Source organism: Streptomyces griseoloalbus, from assembly GCA_014650015.1.
GTDB classification, from domain to species: domain Bacteria; phylum Actinomycetota; class Actinomycetes; order Streptomycetales; family Streptomycetaceae; genus Streptomyces; species Streptomyces griseoloalbus.
This window is the reverse complement of the sequence record BMUD01000015.1, coordinates 197748-215078: the sequence shown is the minus strand read 5'-3', so window position 1 is coordinate 215078 and position 17331 is coordinate 197748. Positions and strand designations below refer to the sequence as shown.

Annotated in this window: 16 protein-coding genes and 1 rRNA gene; 14 read left to right on the top strand and 3 right to left on the bottom strand. The window is 71.2% G+C overall.

All coding sequences use genetic code 11. The features are described 5' to 3' along the window. From rrf to IE178_RS23300, 9 genes are all read left to right on the top strand, one after another. Positions 1-94: ribosomal RNA gene (gene rrf, locus IE178_RS23340) — 5S ribosomal RNA — on the top strand; the annotation flags it as partial. Positions 95-156: 62 nt separating this feature from the next. Continuing rightward, positions 157-807, top strand: a complete 651-nt coding sequence (locus IE178_RS23335) for an HAD family hydrolase (protein WP_184760813.1) — start codon at positions 157-159, stop codon at positions 805-807. Positions 808-867: 60 nt separating this feature from the next. Continuing rightward, on the top strand, positions 868-2100 hold the full coding sequence (locus IE178_RS23330) for an MFS transporter (RefSeq protein ID WP_193513649.1): 1233 nt from the start codon (positions 868-870) through the stop codon (positions 2098-2100). Continuing rightward, complete coding sequence (locus IE178_RS23325; protein WP_184760815.1) at positions 2051-3223, top strand: acetoin utilization protein AcuC; 1173 nt, start codon at positions 2051-2053, stop codon at positions 3221-3223. Before IE178_RS23330 ends, IE178_RS23325 begins: the two co-directional genes overlap by 50 nt. Before the next feature lie 91 nt (positions 3224-3314). Continuing rightward, on the top strand, positions 3315-4130 hold the full coding sequence (locus IE178_RS23320; RefSeq protein ID WP_184760816.1) for a phosphatase: 816 nt from the start codon (positions 3315-3317) through the stop codon (positions 4128-4130). Positions 4131-4259: 129 nt separating this feature from the next. Then, positions 4260-4472: a helix-turn-helix domain-containing protein gene (locus tag IE178_RS23315; RefSeq protein ID WP_004984898.1), complete on the top strand. Its 213-nt coding sequence runs from the start codon at positions 4260-4262 to the stop codon at positions 4470-4472. Between the two features lie 154 nt (positions 4473-4626). Then, positions 4627-4725 (top strand): 30S ribosomal protein bS22, encoded by a 99-nt coding sequence (locus IE178_RS23310; RefSeq protein WP_003948845.1) that lies wholly within the window; start codon positions 4627-4629, stop codon positions 4723-4725. A gap of 234 nt (positions 4726-4959) precedes the next feature. Next, complete coding sequence (locus IE178_RS23305; protein WP_193513648.1) at positions 4960-6021, top strand: NAD-dependent epimerase/dehydratase family protein; 1062 nt, start codon at positions 4960-4962, stop codon at positions 6019-6021. 14 nt (positions 6022-6035) lie between these two features. Next, positions 6036-7124 (top strand): lysophospholipid acyltransferase family protein, encoded by a 1089-nt coding sequence (locus IE178_RS23300; protein WP_184760818.1) that lies wholly within the window; start codon positions 6036-6038, stop codon positions 7122-7124. Between the two features lie 219 nt (positions 7125-7343). On the opposite strand, the gene IE178_RS23295 is transcribed toward IE178_RS23300, so the two are convergent. From IE178_RS23295 to IE178_RS23285, 3 genes are all read right to left on the bottom strand, one after another. After that, positions 7344-8582 carry a DUF5667 domain-containing protein gene (locus IE178_RS23295; RefSeq protein ID WP_193513647.1) on the bottom strand — a complete coding sequence of 413 codons (1239 nt, stop codon included), beginning with the start codon at positions 8580-8582 and terminating at the stop codon, positions 7344-7346. A 333-nt stretch (positions 8583-8915) separates the two neighbouring features. Further along, positions 8916-9695 carry an ECF subfamily RNA polymerase sigma factor, BldN family gene (locus tag IE178_RS23290; protein ID WP_184760820.1) on the bottom strand — a complete coding sequence of 260 codons (780 nt, stop codon included), beginning with the start codon at positions 9693-9695 and terminating at the stop codon, positions 8916-8918. A gap of 862 nt (positions 9696-10557) precedes the next feature. Beyond that, complete coding sequence (locus tag IE178_RS23285; RefSeq protein ID WP_184760821.1) at positions 10558-11469, bottom strand: HAD family hydrolase; 912 nt, start codon at positions 11467-11469, stop codon at positions 10558-10560. A gap of 102 nt (positions 11470-11571) precedes the next feature. On the opposite strand from IE178_RS23285, the gene IE178_RS23280 reads away from it, so the two are divergent. The 5 genes from IE178_RS23280 (at position 11572) to IE178_RS23260 (ending at position 17275) form a co-directional block, all read left to right on the top strand. Further along, positions 11572-11850, top strand: coding sequence for a glutaredoxin family protein (locus IE178_RS23280; RefSeq protein ID WP_193513646.1), 279 nt, complete (start codon positions 11572-11574; stop codon positions 11848-11850). 289 nt (positions 11851-12139) lie between these two features. After that, positions 12140-12910, top strand: coding sequence for a redox-sensing transcriptional repressor Rex (locus tag IE178_RS23275; protein WP_193513645.1), 771 nt, complete (start codon positions 12140-12142; stop codon positions 12908-12910). Continuing rightward, a complete protein-coding gene (locus IE178_RS23270; RefSeq protein ID WP_193513644.1) occupies positions 12907-14625 on the top strand; it encodes a glutamyl-tRNA reductase in 1719 nt (572 codons plus the stop codon). Before IE178_RS23275 ends, IE178_RS23270 begins: the two co-directional genes overlap by 4 nt. Continuing rightward, on the top strand, positions 14622-15581 hold the full coding sequence (gene hemC / locus IE178_RS23265) for a hydroxymethylbilane synthase (protein WP_184760825.1): 960 nt from the start codon (positions 14622-14624) through the stop codon (positions 15579-15581). Before IE178_RS23270 ends, hemC begins: the two co-directional genes overlap by 4 nt. Continuing rightward, positions 15578-17275 (top strand): bifunctional uroporphyrinogen-III C-methyltransferase/uroporphyrinogen-III synthase, encoded by a 1698-nt coding sequence (locus tag IE178_RS23260; protein ID WP_184760826.1) that lies wholly within the window; start codon positions 15578-15580, stop codon positions 17273-17275. The genes hemC and IE178_RS23260 overlap by 4 nt, the downstream gene beginning before the upstream one ends. Positions 17276-17331: the final 56 nt, after the last annotated feature.

The window sequence follows — 17331 nt, the reverse complement described above, 5'->3', positions numbered from 1 at the left end:
AACGCCCGGTTACATTTCGAACCCGGAAGCTAAGCCTTACAGCGCCGATGGTACTGCAGGGGGGACCCTGTGGGAGAGTAGGACGCCGCCGAACAATTCTTATAGAAAGCCCCCGTGCCATTCGGCACGGGGGCTTTCTGCGTTTAAGGTCGGGACATGGGCCATGACCTCGTCATCTTTGACAACGACGGTGTTCTCGTCGACAGCGAGCCGATCTCCAATATGCTCCTGGCCGCCTATCTCACCGAGCTGGGCCACCCGACGTCGTACGAGGACTCCCTCCGCGACTACATGGGTTCCGCCATGCACCGCGTGCACGACCTCGTGGCGGAGCGGACCGGGCAGCGCTTGCCGGCGGACTTCGACGACGTGTTCCACGCCCGCGTCTTCGCCGCGTTCGAGCGGGAGCTGAAACCGGTCGTCGGCGCCACGGACGTACTCGAGAAACTGACCGCGGACGGGGTGCCGTACTGCGTGGCCTCGTCCGGGAGCCATGAGCGGATCCGGGTGGGGCATCGCGCGACGGGGCTCGACCGATGGTTCGACGACGAGCGGATCTTCAGTTCGCAGGATGTGGGCCGGGGGAAGCCGGCGCCGGATCTGTTCCTGTACGCGGCCGAACGGATGGGAGTGACGCCCGAGCGGTGCGTGGTGGTGGAGGACAGTCCGCTGGGCGTGCGGGCCGCGGTCGCGGCCGGGATGGATGTGTACGGATACACCGCGATGACCCCTGCCGGGAAACTCGCCGGGGCCACGCGGCTCTTCGACGACATGCGCGAGTTGGCCGCACTGCTCCCGGGAAACTGAACACACTTCACCTTTGACCGGATCTACCCACCGGTACGCCCGAGCCCTACGCTCGCCGCCATGACCGATGTGCTGCGGCGCGGCAGGGGCTCACTGGCGTTCAGCTTTCTCGTCCAGGGCGTCGCCTTCGCTCTGCTCGTGACGCGGATTCCGGCCATCCAGGACCGGTACGGGGTCTCCGACGCGCTGCTGCCCGTCTTCCTCGCCGCCGTGCCCGTCCTGGCCGGCATCGGCAGTGTGACGACGGAGCGGCTGGTGAAGCGGGTGCCGCCGAGCCGGGTGCTGCGGTGGTCGCAACCCGTGGTGCTGCTGGCGCTGCTGGGCGTCGGGGCGGGGGACCACATGGCCGTCCTGGGCGTGGCGCTGGCCGCGTTCGGGCTGGCCGTGGGCGGGCTGGACGCGTCGATGAACATGCTCGGGGTGAGTCTGCAGCGGGCGTACGGGCGCAGCATCATGCTCGGTTTCCATGCCGCGTACAGCCTGGGCGGGATCGTCGGGGCGTCGCTCGCGTGGGTGGGGGCGCGCGGGGAGCCGGCGCTGTGGGTGTCGTATCTGCCGGTGGTGGTGGTGCTGTTGCCGTCCGCGCTGGTCGGGAGCCGGTGGTATGTCGACCGGGGCGGCTCACCAGGGGCGGAGGGAGCCGAGGGGGAGGGCGGCGGTGCCGGCGCGTCCACATGGCTGTTGCCGTTGTGTCTGGTGATGACGGTGGCGTACATCGGGGACTCGACGGTCTCCAACTGGAGCGCCAAGTACCTCCAGGACGTGCTGGGGAGTTCGGAGCAGTTGGCGACCGTTCCGTACAACCTCTACATGGTCACCACGCTGCTGGGGCGGGCGGTCGGGGACGTCGGGGTGCGGCGGTTCGGGGCCGTGGTGGTGGTGCGGGCCGGGGCGCTGGTGGCGGCGGTGGGGTTCGCCGTGGTGGCCGGGGCGCCGGGGGCGTGGGTGGGGATGCTGGGGTTCACGCTGCTGGGGCTGGGCCTGTGCGTGCTGGTGCCGCAGACCTTCGCGGCGGCGGGACGACGGGCCTTCGAGAGCGGCAGTCCGGGGGCTTCGGACGCGGCCGTGGCGCGGCTCAACGTCTTCAATTATGTGGGGTTTCTGATCGGTTCGCCGTTGGTCGGGGCGCTCGGTGATGCCTGGAGCTACCGCGGGGCGATGCTGGTGCCGATGGTGTTGGTGCTGGTGACTCTGGTGCCCGCCCGCTCGTTCGCCGCTCGACCGGACCGATACGGTGGCGGGCATGAGCGGTCGCGCGCAGCTGATGTGGGACGAGGCAGTGACGGGCTATGACTTCGGCCGGGACCATCCGATGGACCCGGTCCGGCTCGCGCTGACCCGGAGTCTGGTCGGTGCCCTCGGGCTCGACCGTGAGGTGGAGGTGGTCGCCGCGAAGGCGGCCGGGGAGTCGACGCTGCGGCTCGTCCACCGGGAGGACTACATCGAGGCGGTGCGGGCCGCGTCCGCGAACCCGGCGGCGGCGGATCCGTCGTACGGGCTCGGGACGATGGACGATCCCGCGTTCGCGGGGATGCACGAGGTGTCGGCACTGATCGCGGGGCAGTCGGTGGGCGCGGCGGAGGCCGTGTGGCGCGGGGAGGCGGCGCACGCGGTGAACTTCGCGGGCGGGCTGCACCATGCGATGCCAGGTGCGGCCTCCGGGTTCTGCGTGTACAACGACGCCTCGCTGGCGATCGCGCGCCTGCTGGAGCTGGGGGCCGAGCGGATCGCGTACGTCGATGTCGACGTGCATCACGGGGACGGTGTGCAGGCGGCGTTCTGGGAGGACCCGCGCGTGCTGACGATCTCGCTGCACGAGCACCCGCGGACCCTGTTCCCGCAGACCGGGTGGCCGGAGGAGACGGGGGCGGCCGGCGCGGAGGGCGGCGCGGTCAACGTCGCCCTGCCGGCCGGGACCGGGGATGCCGGGTGGCTGCGGGCGTTCCACTCGGTCGTACCGGAGCTGATCGCGGACTTCCGGCCGCAGGTGCTGGTGACGCAGCACGGGGCCGATACGCACTTCGAGGATCCGCTGGCGCATCTGGCGGTGTCGCTGGACGCGCAGCGGGCGGTGCAGGTGGCGTGCCACGAGCTCGCGCACGCGTACGCCGACGGGCGGTGGGTGGCGCTCGGCGGCGGTGGATACGCGGTGGTGGAGGTCGTCCCGCGGTCCTGGACGCATCTGGTGGGGATCGCGGCCGAGCGGCCGGTGGATCCGACGACACCGATTCCCGAGGGCTGGCGGCAGGAGGTCTACGCCCGGACCCGCCAGTCGGCGCCGCGGCGGATGACCGACGGGCGGTGGCCGGTCTCCTGGGCCGCGTGGGACGAGGGTTACGATCCGGCGGACCGTCTGGACCAGGCGATCCTCGCGGTCCGGCGTGCGGTGTTCCCGCTGCGCGGGCTGCTGCCCTGAGGGCCGTCGTCCCCGGGGGTCGTTACGCCGACTGTGCGGTGTTCGCCCGTTATGGGGGTGTCCCGCCCCGCCGTCCCGCACCATCTCTTCCGTGCTGACCACCGTCGATCTTCGCGCGCATCTTCTGGCTGCCCGGCTCGCCGGGGTCGTGGGCACCCCGCGGGAGGAGAGCCTGCGCAGCTATCGGCTGTTCGCCGCCCGGGACCCGCGCGTTTTGATCGGGTTGGATCCCGAATGGGTGTGGGGCGAGCGGGATGTGATCGCGTTGATGGCGGACAGGTGCGGGGTTTCGGCCGACCCGGGGCACACCTTCGGCCATGATGTGATCGACCCCGAGCGGACCCTGGCCGCCCTGGACGCCTGCGCGGAGCGGCTGGCGGACGCCGCCCGGCGTCGTGTGCCGGTGCTCGTCGGCACGGGCCATCCGCACCGGCTGATCGGCTTCTACGCCGCGCTGGCAGACGGCTTGTCGGCGGCGGGATGTACGGTTCTCACCCCGGCGCAGGGTCGCCGTGTCGACATAACGACCCGGTTCGGTCTACGCACGTACAACCTCGACTACGTACGAGGAGTCGGGTTCGTCCGGAGCGCGGCCCCGGAACGCCCCGGTTGTGAGCCGGGCGCACACACGCACTCGCCGCTCCCGGTTCGGACCGCGCTCGCCGCGGTGGCCGACGCCGGCGGGCCGCTTCCCGGGCTGGTGATCGGAGACCACGGTTGGGTCTGCGGTGCAGGTCAGCTGGGGTTCGAGGCGGTCGGGCCGGCCGATGTGAACGACCCCGCCCCCTTCGTCGGGGAGGCCGAGGGGCGCGTGTCCGTCGTCGTTCCACTTGATGACGGTGTGCGGTCCGATTACTACCTGCCGCTGGCCCGCTACGTACTCAATCGAGCGTGTCTGTCACAGTAGGCCGCCGATGGGTGCACCTCTTCCCCACTCGCATCACCCGCCCCTACATTGGGGAGTGAGCACGCAGCGACGAAGAGTCACCGGAAGGGGAAGCCGGTGGCCGTCGAGTGCGGAAGGTTCAGGTGTGTCATGGCTGCAGCTGGCGAGAGGCCTCTGAACGAGGTTCAGTTCCTTACCGTGGCGGAAGTCGCCTCGGTGATGCGAGTGTCGAAGATGACCGTGTACCGGTTGGTGCACAGTGGTCATCTGCCCGCGATCCGGGTGGGGCGGTCCTTCCGCGTCCCGGAGCAAGCGGTTCACGAGTACCTCCGCGAGAGCTACGTGGGGGTGGAAACCGCCTGACGGCGACCCGGGGAGACCCGTACAGGGCACTCATGGGCCTCCCCGGTCACCTCGATTACGACCTCAGCGCTCGGACGGGTAGGCTAGCCCCTCGTAGGTCGTGTGGGCCCATGGCGCCCAAACACCGAGTGATGAGAAGTGAGCGAGGGTAGTCGTGGGCTCTGTTATCAAGAAGCGGCGCAAGCGGATGGCCAAGAAGAAGCACCGCAAGCTGCTCAAGCGCACGCGCGTTCAGCGTCGCAACAAGAAGTAAGCGACAGCGCGAGAGCGTGTCCAGTGGCCCCCCACCGCACTTCGGTGGGGGGCCACTGCCGTGTGCCGGGCGGGTGCGGGCGGCTGGTGGTGCGGTCCTCGGGGCCGGGGCGGTTCGTACGTCCGGGGTGATCGTCACGTCACGCATCGGGTGGATGCCACAGAGCGACGGCGAACCGATAGGTTGGCCGTCAGGTCGGCCATCAGGACGAGGGCGAAAAGGAAGGCGCTGATCTTGGGAAAGGTCGTGCTCGTGACCGGAGTGGCCCGTCAGCTGGGAGGCCGTTTCGTCCGGCGGATCCAGCGTGATCCCGAGGTGGACCGGGTCGTCGCCGTGGACGCGGTTCCGCCCGAGCATCACTTGGGCGGCGCCGACTTCGTCCAGGCGGACATCCGCCAGCCCACCATCGCGCGGGTGCTCGCCGAGTCGGGCGCCGACACCGTCGTCCACCTCGACGTCACGGGTACGCCGCTCGGCAGCGGCAGCCGGGCCGCGCTCAAGGAGACCAACGTCATCGGCACCATGCAGCTGCTGGGTGCCTGTCAGAAGTCCCCCGGCATCAGACGGCTGGTCGTGAAGTCCAGTACGAACGTCTACGGTTCGGCGCCCCGCGACCCGGCGGTCTTCACCGAGACGACTCCGCCCAAGTCGCTGCCGAGCGGTGGCTTCGCGAAGGACACGGTCGAGGTCGAGGGTTATGTGCGCGGCTTCGCGCGCCGCCGCCCGGACGTCGCCGTGTGTGTGCTCAGGTTCGCCAACATCCTGGGCCCGGCCGCGGACAGTCCGCTCGCCTCGTACTTCTCGCTGCCGGTGCTGCCGACCGTGTTGGGCTACGACCCCCGGCTGCAGTTCGTGCACGAGGACGACGTCATCGAGGTGCTGCGGATCGGTTCGCACGAACCGCGGCGTTCCACGCTGAACAGCGGCACCTTCAACATCGCCGGCGACGGTGTCCTGCTGCTCTCGCAGTGTTCGAGGCGGCTCGGCCGGCCCACCGTGCCGCTGCTGCTTCCCGCGGTCACCTGGGCGGGTTCGCTGGTGCGTACGCTGGGGATGACGGACTTCTCGCCCGAGCAGATCCGGCTGCTCACGCACGGTCGGGTGGTGGCGACGGACCAGATGCGGGAGACGCTGGGCTTCACCCCGAAGTACACGACTGCCGAAACGTTTGCGGAGTTCGTGCGCAGTCGTGGTCCCGGGCTGCTTCCGCCGGAGGCCCTCGAGAGGGCCGTCGACCGGATCGCCGCGCTGCCCATGCCGGGCAGTGGTCACCCTCCGACGCAGAGCGCCAACTGAGGAGCGCAGCAACGATGGCGGACGCCAAGGTCATTCCGTTCGACGACGACCACCGCTCCCGTGCGGGTGCCGCGCAGCGCCCGTCGCGCCGCCGAGGTGCGGGAAGCCGGCGCCAGGGCACCGCGCGGCCGGCGGAGGTGGGGGAGGTCCAGCCGCTGCCGGGCGTGGCGTCGGCGCGGGATGATGAGCCCGTGACCCGTGAGGAACAGCAGCCCCAGGAGCCGGCCGGTGACGAGACCGTCGGCGGCACCGGTGACGGCACGGACGGTCTGGAGCGGCGGGTCGCGAGCGGTCTGGCCTTCCTGCGCCGCCGGCTCACCGGGGATTACGAGGTCGACGACTTCGGCTACGACGAGGAACTCACCGACCAGGTCCTGATGTCCCTGCTGCGTCCGGTGTACGAGAAGTACTTCCGGGTCGAGGTGAAGGGCATCGAGAACATCCCCTCGGAGGGTGGTGCCCTGATCGTCGCCAACCACTCCGGGACGGTGCCGGTGGACGGCCTGATGATGCAGGTCGCCGTCCACGACCACCATCCGGCCGGGCGCCATCTGCGGCTGCTCGCTGCGGACCTGGTGTTCATGCTGCCGGTGGTCAACGAGCTCGCCCGCAAGCTCGGGCACACCCTGGCCTGCGCGGAGGACGCCGAACGCCTCCTCGGGCAGGGTGAGCTGGTGGGGGTGATGCCGGAGGGGTTCAAGGGCATCGGGAAGCCCTTCGGTGAGCGTTACAAGCTGCAGCGCTTCGGGCGGGGCGGGTTCGTCTCCACCGCGCTGCGGCAGCGGGCTCCGATCATCCCGTGCTCGATCGTCGGGGCGGAGGAGATCTATCCGATGATCGGCAACGCGAAGACGCTGGCCCGGCTGCTGGGCTTTCCGTACTTCCCGTTGACGCCGACGTTCCCGTGGCTGGGGCCGCTGGGGGCGATTCCGCTGCCGACGAAGTGGACGATCCAGTTCGGGGAGCCGATTCCGACGGACGGTTATCCGCCGGAGGCGGCGGAGGACCCGATGCTGATGTTCAACCTGACCGACCAGGTCAGGGAACAGATCCAGCACACGTTGTACAAGCTGCTGGTGCAGCGGCGGTCGGTGTTTTTCTGAGGCGGCCTCTGCGGGCCGGGGGCGGTGAGCCGACGGTCGGAGTCCGGTGCGGCTGTTCGACGCCTGCGGAGCGGTGCGAGGGCAGCGGGCAGGAGGGGGCACGCTGCTGGTGCGGCGGCGGTCGGTGGTCTTCCGGAGCGTCGCGTGCGGATACGGGGGTCGGTCGCGCTCGCGTACGACTCCGGGGGCGCCCCTCGGCGAGAGGGGCGCCCTCAGGTCCTACTCCCCGTTCTCTCCGTCGATGCCCAGCCCGGGGAGCAGCCCGGGGAGGAGCGGCGGGAGGGTGACGTCGGGGGCGGGGGGTGGTGTGGGGTCGGCCGAGGCCGGCGGCGACGTGCCGGCGCCGCCGGCCTCGGGCGGGTCGAGCAGGCCGCCGGTGTTGCCGCCGAGCAGGCCGTCGCTCTCGCCGCCGGTGTCGGCGGAATCGGACGGTCCGTCACTGCTGGTGCCGCTCTCGGCGGAGGTGCCGGTGCCGGGGGACTGCGAGGGGCCCGTGTCGGACGGGGCGCCGGGCGACGATGCGGAGCCGCGCCGAGGTGTCCCGCCGCCGTCGTCCTGGGTCGGAGACGAGGGGAGCAGGGACTGCAACGGGGCGACGTCCTGGTCTATGGCGTCGAACACCGACGAGACCTGCTCACTGACGTCGCCCAACTGCACGGGCAGTCGGTCGCGCAGGGTGCCCCAGCTCTCGCGGTGTGCGTGGGAGAAGGAGGAGAGCGTCTGGAGGGGACTCAGGGAGTCCGGGTCGCGCTGGTAGGCCTGGCGCAGCAGCCGGTGGCCCTCGGACGCGTCGTGCCGCATCCCGGACAGGGCGCGGCGGATCTCGCCGAGGGACTCGTGGTCCAGGGGGCCGCTGCGTCCGCGCTCCATCAGCCGGCGGGCTTCGCCGAGGCGGGTGGAGGCGTGGTTGAGGTAGACCCGCCCCCGCTCGTCGTTGCCGTCGGCGAGGCCGAGTCTGACGTCCTCGATGCCTCGCTTGAGGCCGTAGAGGGAGTCGCCGGGCAGGGCGTCGGAGCTGGCGGCGGCGACTCCGCCGAGGGCGCCGGCGGCGACCCCGACGGTGAGTCCGCCCGCGGTGAGTCCTTTGGCCAGCCGGGAGCGCGGTCGCAGCTTGCCCAGGGGGGCTGCGCGGTGTGCGCCGCGGGCCCGGCGCGAGTGTTGTTCGGGAACGGCCCGATCCGTCGCCTCGCCCGCCGCGGTGCCCTCCTGGAGCATGGCCTCGAACGCGGCCACCAGTTGGGCCCGCTGGACGACCTTGACCTCGGGGTCCAGCTCCGGCTTGGGCAGCGCGCCGAGGCCGGAGGCCAGCGCGAGCAACCGCGCCTGCTCGCTCTGCGCGGCGGCCGGGGCCGGTGCCGATCCTTCGGACTGCTCGGCCGCCGCGCCCCGGTCGGACTGTTCCTCCAGGGCCTGGGCGAAGGCGTTCGCCCGCCGGTGCGCCGATACGTTCGCGATCACTGGCGGCACCTCCTCTCGTCATGACGGTCGACTCCCCAGGGGGTCCTGAGGGTTCCCCGACCTGACCAAGGGCACACGATCAGGTGATCGAAGTCGGTCAGGGGGTGACCACAGGGAGCCTGTATCCCGCACAACGAGTGGCGCGGCACTTGGGTTACGGACGCCGGATGACGGAATGAGGAAGCCAACCGACTTTCACGTACCGTGAGTTGGGTGTCGCGGAGTGTGTGTCGGTCGGCCGGTGGGTGGCTGGGTGTCGGGTCGGCGGGTGCGTTCGGGTCAGCGGCCGTCTTTGGGTCAGCGGCCGTCTTTGGGTCAGCGGCCGTCTTTGGGTCAGCGGGCGTCTTCGGGGAGGAGGCGGGCGAGGGTGCGGACGGCCCGGTACTGCAGGGTCTTGATGGCGCCCTCGTTCTTGCCCATCACGCGGGCGGTCTCGGCGACGGACAGACCCTGGAGAAATCGGAGCGTGACGCACTCCTGCTGTTGGGGGTTGAGTCGTCGTACGGCATCGAGGAGGGCGGCATTGGACAGGGACTCGAGAACGGAATCCTCGGGGGAGCGCTCGACCTCGTTGGCGTCGAGCATCTCTCCGGTGGTGACCTCGAGCCGGAAGCGGCTGGACTTGAAGTGGTCGGCGACGAGGTTGCGGGCGATGGTCACCAGCCAGGCGCCGAAGTCGCGCCCCTGCCAGGTGAAGGTGCCGATGCGGCGCAGTGCCCGAAGAAAGGTCTCGCTGGTGAGGTCCTCGGCGGTCGCCTTTCCGCCGACCCGGTAGTAGATGTACCGGTACACGGTGTCGCTGTACTGGTCGTAGAGCCGTCCGAAGGCGTCGGCCTCGCCGGCCTGGGCCCGCTCCACGAGGTCCATCATCCGGGCGCTGTCGCTGTCGGCGGCCGGACGGCGGGCGGTGGTGGCGGCACCGGAGGGGCGCCCTCGTCTGCCGACCGCGGCGGTGCCGTCGGCAAGGGCGTAGCACGGGCCGACGGGGGCGGTGGCGAATGCGGGGACGGTGTGCGCGGTGGGGACGATGTCGCGCAACATGTCTCGGGCTGTCGCGACTGTCGCGCGCAGCGTAGCCAGGCCCGAGGCGTCAACCCCGACGTGTGGGTACACGGGACTCCCAGAGGCAGAGCTTTCATCACGTGCAGTGCGGGACCTTTCACCCGTCGTAGCGACGGGTGGGTACCGGATTGCGTCTGAGGAGAATAACGCTTCGTGCAGGCTCTGCTACACCGAGTTGCTCAAATCACCGATTACGTCGCTTCTGTAACCGGTTGACGTGGGATCAAGTGCCGGGTGATGACCGGATGTTGATCGGAATGTTGCGTGTTCGGGGTGGGTCTGGGGCGAGTTGTGGCCGTGTGCAGCCAACAGGACTGGACAGGGGGGTTGCGGGGTACGGCAGTTGGATTGCCGTGTTCACGGGCGGGGTGGGGGGTGTGGTCCGGGTCGGTCAGGGGTGGGGTTGTACGGGGGTGGGGGTGCGGGTGTTGACTCGTGCCCGGTGTGGGTGTGGGCCGGGGGTGGTTGCGCGGCCCGGCGCTCGCGGGGTGCCGTCGCGCCCACCCGTGCCGCCCTGCGGCACGACTGCCCGCGGGTGCGGTGAGGGGTGGCGCGATGGCCGGCGGGTGCGGGTGCGGGTGCGGGTGCGGGTGCGGACGCGGGCTTGGGCGGCAGACTCTCCGCGGATGTGGGCGTGGGTGGCAGGACTGGCCGCGTGTGTGTGAGGGGCGGCGCGACTGTCCGCGGGTGTGGGCGTGGGTGGCAGGGCTGTTCGCGTGTGTGGTGAGGGGTGGCACGACTGCCCTCGGGGCGGTGAGGGGTGGCGCGATGGCCGGCGGGTGCGGACGCGTGCCGGGCGGCAGACTCTCTGCGGGTGTGGTGAGGGGTGGCGGGACTGTCCGCGGGTGTGGTGAGGGGTGGCGGGACTGTCCGCGGGTGTGGTGAGGGGTGGGCCGGGTGTCTGGGGTCGCGGTCAGCGGCGTTTGCGGTGGAGGGCGATGGCTGCTGCCGTGCCGCCGGCCACCGCGCCCACGCCTGCTGCCGCCGGGATGCCGACCTTCGCCGCCTTGCGGCCGGTGCGGTAGTCGCGCAGGCGCCAGTCCATGCGGCGGGCGTGCTTGCGGAGCTTGGCGTCCGGGTTGATCGCGTACGGGTGGCCCACCAGCGACAGCATCGGGATGTCGTTGTGCGAGTCGCTGTAGGCCGCGCAGCGGCTCAGGTCCAGTTCCTCCGCCAGCGCCAGGGCGCGTACCGCCTCCGCCTTCGCCGGCCCGTGCAGCGGTTCGCCCACCAGTTTGCCCGTGTACACGCCGTCGACCGACTCCGCGACCGTCCCCAGCGCCCCGGTCAGCCCCAGTCGGCGGGCGATCACCTGGGCGATCTCCACCGGTGCCGCGGTGACGAGCCACACCCGCTGCCCCGCGTCCAGGTGCGCCTGTGCCAGCGCCCGGGTCCCCGGCCAGATCCGCTCGGCCATGTACTCGTCGTAGATCTCCTCGCCGATGGACTGCAGCTCGGAGACGCGGTGGCCCTGGACGATGGAGAGCGCCGAGTCGCGGGCGTCCTGCATGTGCTCGGGGTCCTCGACCCCGGCCAGCCGGAACCAGGCCTGCTGCCAGGCGAACCGGGCGAGGTCGCGGGTGTCGAAGAACTTCCGCTTGTACAGGCCCCGCCCGAAGTGGAACAGGGCGGCGCCCTGCATCACCGTGTTGTCCAGGTCGAAGAACGCGGCGGCGCGTTCGTCGCCGGGTACCGGGAATTCCGGTTCGCGTTCGGGAACTTCCTGGGTGGACTTGCGTGCTGCCTCCGCCGAGGCCTCGCCTGCCAACACGCTCCGCGCCGTGGCGGAGCGCCTACGGGGAGTGAGCCATCCGAGAGCGGCCATGGCGTGAGCATAGCCAGTCCGCCCGGCGGTTCCGGATCCGAGAGGTTCGAACGCCGTGAACTCCGCGGGTCCGTGTCGTTGAGGCGCGCGACAATGGCGGCCATGAGCCCTCTCTTCCGCCGCAACACCCCGGCCGCCCCGCGGGACCGGCTCGTCACCCTCGTGCGCAAGCCCGGCTGTCATCTGTGCGACGACGCGCAGGTGGTGGTGGAGAAGGTGTGCGCGGACCTCGGCGTCCGGTGGGAGCCCAAGGACATCACCGAGGACCGGGAGCTGTACGAGCAGTACTGGGAGCAGATCCCCGTGGTCCTCGTCGACGGCCGTCAGCACACCTTCTGGCGCGTGAACGAGGACCGTCTCCGCAAGGCGCTCAGCGACTGACCGGCCAGTCCAATGTGGCTGGAAAGTCGCTTAGGATCGATGGCGGCTTGGTCTCGGGGGCGGGATTCACAGAGGAGAGTGTGCGGTTTTGCCCCCGGAAGACAAGGAACGGCGGCGCGTGTGCGCCGGTTCCTCACAAGTGCGCCGGGGGCGCGTGACCCCGGTCACGTTGGCCGGGCAAATCGGACACAATCTTTGTGCACGCGTTCACAAAGACATAGCCTGCATTCGACGGGGCGGTCCGGGGACGTATGACCGCCTGAAGCCCCGCTCTACCCGCAGGAGCACCGTGGCAACTGGCCGAACTCACCGACCGGCGACCCGTAGCCGAGGGATTCCCGAGGCCACCGTCGCCCGGCTTCCGCTGTACCTCCGCGCCCTCACCGCGCTCTCGGAGCGCTCGGTGCCCACGGTCTCCTCGGAGGAGCTGGCGGCCGCGGCGGGGGTCAATTCCGCGAAGCTGCGCAAGGACTTCTCCTACCTGGGTTCCTACGGGACCAGGGGCGTCGGCTACGACGTCGAGTATCTCGTGTACCAGATCTCCCGCGAACTCGGCCTGCCGCAGGACTGGCCGGTTGTGATCGTAGGAATCGGTAACCTCGGCGCCGCCCTCGCCAACTACGGCGGCTTCGCCTCCCGTGGCTTCCGGGTCGCCGCGCTGATCGACGCCGACCCCGCGATGGCCGGAAAGCCCGTCGCAGGGATCCCGGTGCAGCACACCGACGAGCTGGAATCGATCATCCAGGACAACGGCGTCTCGATCGGCGTGATCGCGACCCCCGCCGGTGCCGCCCAGCAGGTCTGCGACCGGCTCGTGGCCGCCGGTGTCACCTCCATCCTGAACTTCGCGCCGACCGTGCTGTCCGTGCCGGACGGCGTCGACGTGCGCAAGGTCGACCTCTCCATCGAGCTGCAGATCCTCGCCTTCCACGAGCAGCGCAAGGCCGGCGAGGAGGCCACGGCCACGGCCGAGTCCCCCGCCGTCCCGACCGCCACCCGCACCGAGTCCGCCACCGATCAGGGGCCCGACGGGGACGTACCCGCCGTGATGCCGGCATGAGTCTCCTCGTCGTCGGACTCAGTCACCGCAGCGCGCCGGTCAGCGTGCTGGAGCGGGCCTCGCTGAGCGTGGACGCGCAGGTCAAGCTGCTGCAGGACACGGTCACCACCGAACCGGCCACCGAGGGCGCGGTCCTCGCCACCTGCAACCGCATCGAGCTGTACGCCGACGTGGACAAGTTCCACGCGGGTGTGGCCGAGCTGTCCACGCTGCTCGCCCTGCACAGCGGGGTCGGCCTGGACGAGCTCACTCCTTATCTCTATGTGCATTACGAGGACCGGGCCGTCCACCACCTGTTCTCGGTGGCCTGCGGGCTGGACTCGATGGTCGTGGGCGAGGGGCAGATCCTCGGCCAGATCAAGGACTCCCTGGCCCGGGCGCAGGAGCTGCACACCGCCGGACGACTGCTGAACGACCTGTTCCAGCAGGCGCTCAGGGTCGGCAAGCGCGCCCACTCCGAGACCGGGATCGACCGCGCCGGGCAGTCCCTGGTCACGTTCGGGCTGGAGCAGCTGGCCCTCGGTACGCCCGTCGGGGTGTGGGCCCGGGACAAGAAGGCCCTGGTCATCGGCGCCGGTTCGATGTCCTCGCTGGCGGCGGTCACGCTCGCGAGGGCCGGTGTCGCCGAGGTCGTGATCGCGAACCGCACGCCCGAGCGCGCCGAGCGTCTGGCGCGGAGCCTCATGGAGAGCGACGAAGCCGACGTGTCGGCCCGCGCGGTACCGATGGGGTCGGTGCCGTTCGAGCTGACACGTGCAGATGTCGTCGTCTCCTGCACCGGCGCGACGGGACTGGTCCTCACGGCCGACGCGATCGCCGGGGGCGTCGAGAGCCGCGTCGGGGAGCGGCAGCCCGCCCGGGCCGCCGAGCCCACCACGGAGGCGGAGGCCCCGCTTCCCACCACCAGCGTCACCGGCACCACCACCGGCGCCGACGAGAACTGCCCGCTCGACCTGTCCGCCGTACAGCCCGGCTTCTCCGTGATGGGGGAGGCCGCCGTCGCCGGCATGGACGCGGCGACGCTGGAGCAGCACGCCGCGTGGGCCGCGAGCGGCACCGTCGACCGCCGGGAGACCACGCGCAGTGGACCCGAGGCCGACGCCGAGCTGATCGGCGCGCTGGCCGCGACCGCGGCCGCCGTCGGACGGATTCCCGAGCGGCGCCGCCCGGAGCCGGTGGCCGAGCCGCCGCGTCCCGAGCCCGTGCTCTTCCTGCTGGACCTCGCGATGCCGCGCGACATCGACGCGGCCGCGCACCGCCTCGCCGGCGTGCGGCTGGTGGACATCGAATCGCTCGCGGAGGCCTCCGCGGACGCTCCGATGGCTGCCGATGTGGACCAGGTCCGGCGTATCGTCTCCGACGAGGTCGCCGCGTTCGGGGCGGCGCAGCGGGCGGCGCACATCACGCCGACCGTGGTCGCCCTGCGCACCATGGCGGCCGATGTGGTGGCCGGTGAGATCGCCCGTCTGGAGGGGCGGCTGCCCGGCCTGGACGACAAACACCGCGCGGAGATCACCCAGACCGTGCGGCGGGTGGTCGACAAGCTGCTGCACGCCCCGACGGTACGGGTCAAGCAGCTCGCGGCCGAGCCCGGCGGCGCCGGGTACGCCGACGCGCTGCGCACCCTGTTCGACCTCGACCCCGAGACGGTGGCCTCCGTCTCCCGAGCCGAGGAAAGCACCGAGAAGAACGCACAGAACCGAGGGCCGGCATGACTGAGAAGGCACTGAGGCTGGGGACCAGGCGAAGCAAACTCGCCCTGGCCCAGTCCGGGCAGGTGGCGGATGCCGTGAGCCAGGTGACCGGACGGCCCGTCGAGCTCGTCGAGATCACCACATACGGCGATGTCTCGCGCGAGCACCTCGCGCAGATAGGCGGCACGGGCGTGTTCGTGGCCGCGCTGCGGGAGGCACTGGCGCGGGGCGAGGTGGACTTCGCGGTGCACTCGCTGAAGGACCTGCCGACGGCGCAGCCCGACGAGTTGGTCCTGGCCGCCGTACCGGTGCGCGAGGACCCGCGGGACGTGATCGTCGCGCGGGACGCGCGCAAACTCACCGACCTGCCGCGCGGCGCCCGCGTCGGTACGGGTTCGCCGCGCCGGATGGCGCAGCTGAACGCGTACGCGCGCGGCCACGGCATGGACATCGAGACGGTCCCGATCCGGGGCAACGTCGACACCCGCATCGGGTACGTCATGAACGGCGAACTGGATGCCGTGGTGCTGGCCGCCGCCGGACTGAACCGGATCGGACGCAGTGACGAGGTGACCGACTTCCTGTCGGTCGACACGGTGCTGCCCGCCCCCGGCCAGGGGGCACTGGCGATCGAGTGCGCCGCGGACAACGCGGACCTGATCGCCGCGCTCGCCGAGCTCGACGACCCGTTCACGCGGGTCGCCGTGACGGCCGAGCGGTCACTGCTCGCCGCCCTGGAGGCCGGCTGCAGCGCCCCTGTGGGCGCGCTGGCCGACCTTCTGGCCGACGGGCAGACTGTCAAGGAAATGCGCCTGCGCGGCGTCGTCGGCACCACCGACGGCTCGACGCTGGTGCAGCTGTCCACCACCGGTCCCGTGCCCGAGACGCACGACGCGGCGATGGCACTCGGTCGCGAACTCGCCACCGAGATGCTCGCGCAGGGCGCGGCCGGTCTGATGGGGGAGCGAGCACAGTGAGCCCCACCACCCTTCCCGCCCCTCCGGAACACGGGCACGTCACCTTCCTCGGTGCCGGACCCGGGGATCCGGGACTGCTGACCCTGCGCGCCGTGGAGGCGCTGGCGAACGCGGACGTCCTCGTCGCCGAGCACGAGGTGCTCGACGTCGTACGCACGCACGCGAGGCAGGGCGTCGCCGAAGTGCACACGGACGCCGATCCGTCGGTTGTGGGCACAGGCACGCCTCAGCTGACGGTTGTTGACGGCGCGTCGACAACCGCCGGTGTCCCCCTGGTGAGGGATGCCGCACATCTTGTCATGGAGGCCGCGCGGGGCGGCAGGCGGGTCGTGCGCGCGGTGTCCGGTGATCCCGGGCTCGACACGTACGCCGCCGAGGAGATGCTGGCGTGCGCCTCGGCCGGGGTGCCGTTCGAGGTCGTCCCCGGTATCGCGGCCGCGGTCGGTGTGCCGGCGTACGCCGGTGTGCCGCTGCGTGACGCGGAGGGTGCGGACGTGCGGTTCGTCGACGCGCGTTCGGCGTCCGACCGGTGCTGGACCGAGGTCGGGGCGTCGGACGGCACGGTGGTGGTCTCCACCACGCTCGACTCCGTGGCCGCCGCGGCGGGCGAACTGGTGTCCGCCGGACGCAAGCCCGACACCCCGATGACGGTGACCGTCGGCGGTACGACGACCCGGCAGCGCACCTGGACGGCGACGCTCGGCACGATCGCGCAGACGCTGAAGCAGGCGAAGGTGCTGCCGTCCCCGGAGGGCGGCCGGCCGGTGATAGCCGTGGTCGGTGAGCGTTCCTCCGCCGCCCAGCGCGACCGGCTGGCGTGGTTCGAGTCCAAGCCGCTGTTCGGCTGGAAGGTGCTCGTTCCGCGTACGAAGGAGCAGGCGGTGTCGCTCTCCGACCAGCTGCGGTCGTACGGGGCCGTGCCGCACGAGGTGCCGACGATCGCCGTCGAGCCGCCGCGCACGCCCCAGCAGATGGAGCGGGCGGTCAAGGGCCTGGTGACGGGCCGCTACGAGTGGATCGCGTTCACGTCGGTCAACGCGGTCAAGGCGGTCCGCGAGAAGTTCGAGGAGTACGGCCTCGACGCCCGTGCCTTCGCCGGTATCAAGGTCGCCGCGGTGGGCGAGCAGACGGCGAAGGCGCTGATCGCCTTCGGCGTGAAGCCGGACCTGGTGCCGAGCGGTGAGCAGTCGGCCGCGGGCCTGCTGGAGGACTGGCCTCCGTACGACCCGGTCTTCGACCCGATCGACCGGGTGTTCCTCCCGCGCGCCGACATCGCCACGGAGACCCTGGTCGCCGGGCTCATCGAGCTGGGCTGGGAGGTCGACGACGTCACGGCGTACCGGACCGTGCGCGCGTCGCCGCCGCCGGCGGAGACCCGTGAGGCGATCAAGGGCGGTGGCTTCGACGCGGTGCTGTTCACGTCGTCGTCGACGGTGCGGAACCTGGTGGGCATCGCGGGCAAGCCGCACAACGTGACGGTGATCGCGTGTATCGGCCCGGCGACGGCGAAGACGGCCGAGGAGCACGGCCTGCGGGTCGACGTCATGGCTCCCGAGCCGTCGGTCCACAAGCTGGCGGAGGCCCTGGCCGACTTCGGCATGCGCCGGCGGCTGGCCGCGCTGGAGGCCGGCGACCCGGTGACGCGGCCCAGCGAGCGGCGGCCGGGGGCGCGGAGGCGTCGGTCGACGACCTGAGGTGAGGAGGGGCGCCCTTTCGGGGGCGCCCTTCTTCGTCCGGCCTCCGACGTCAC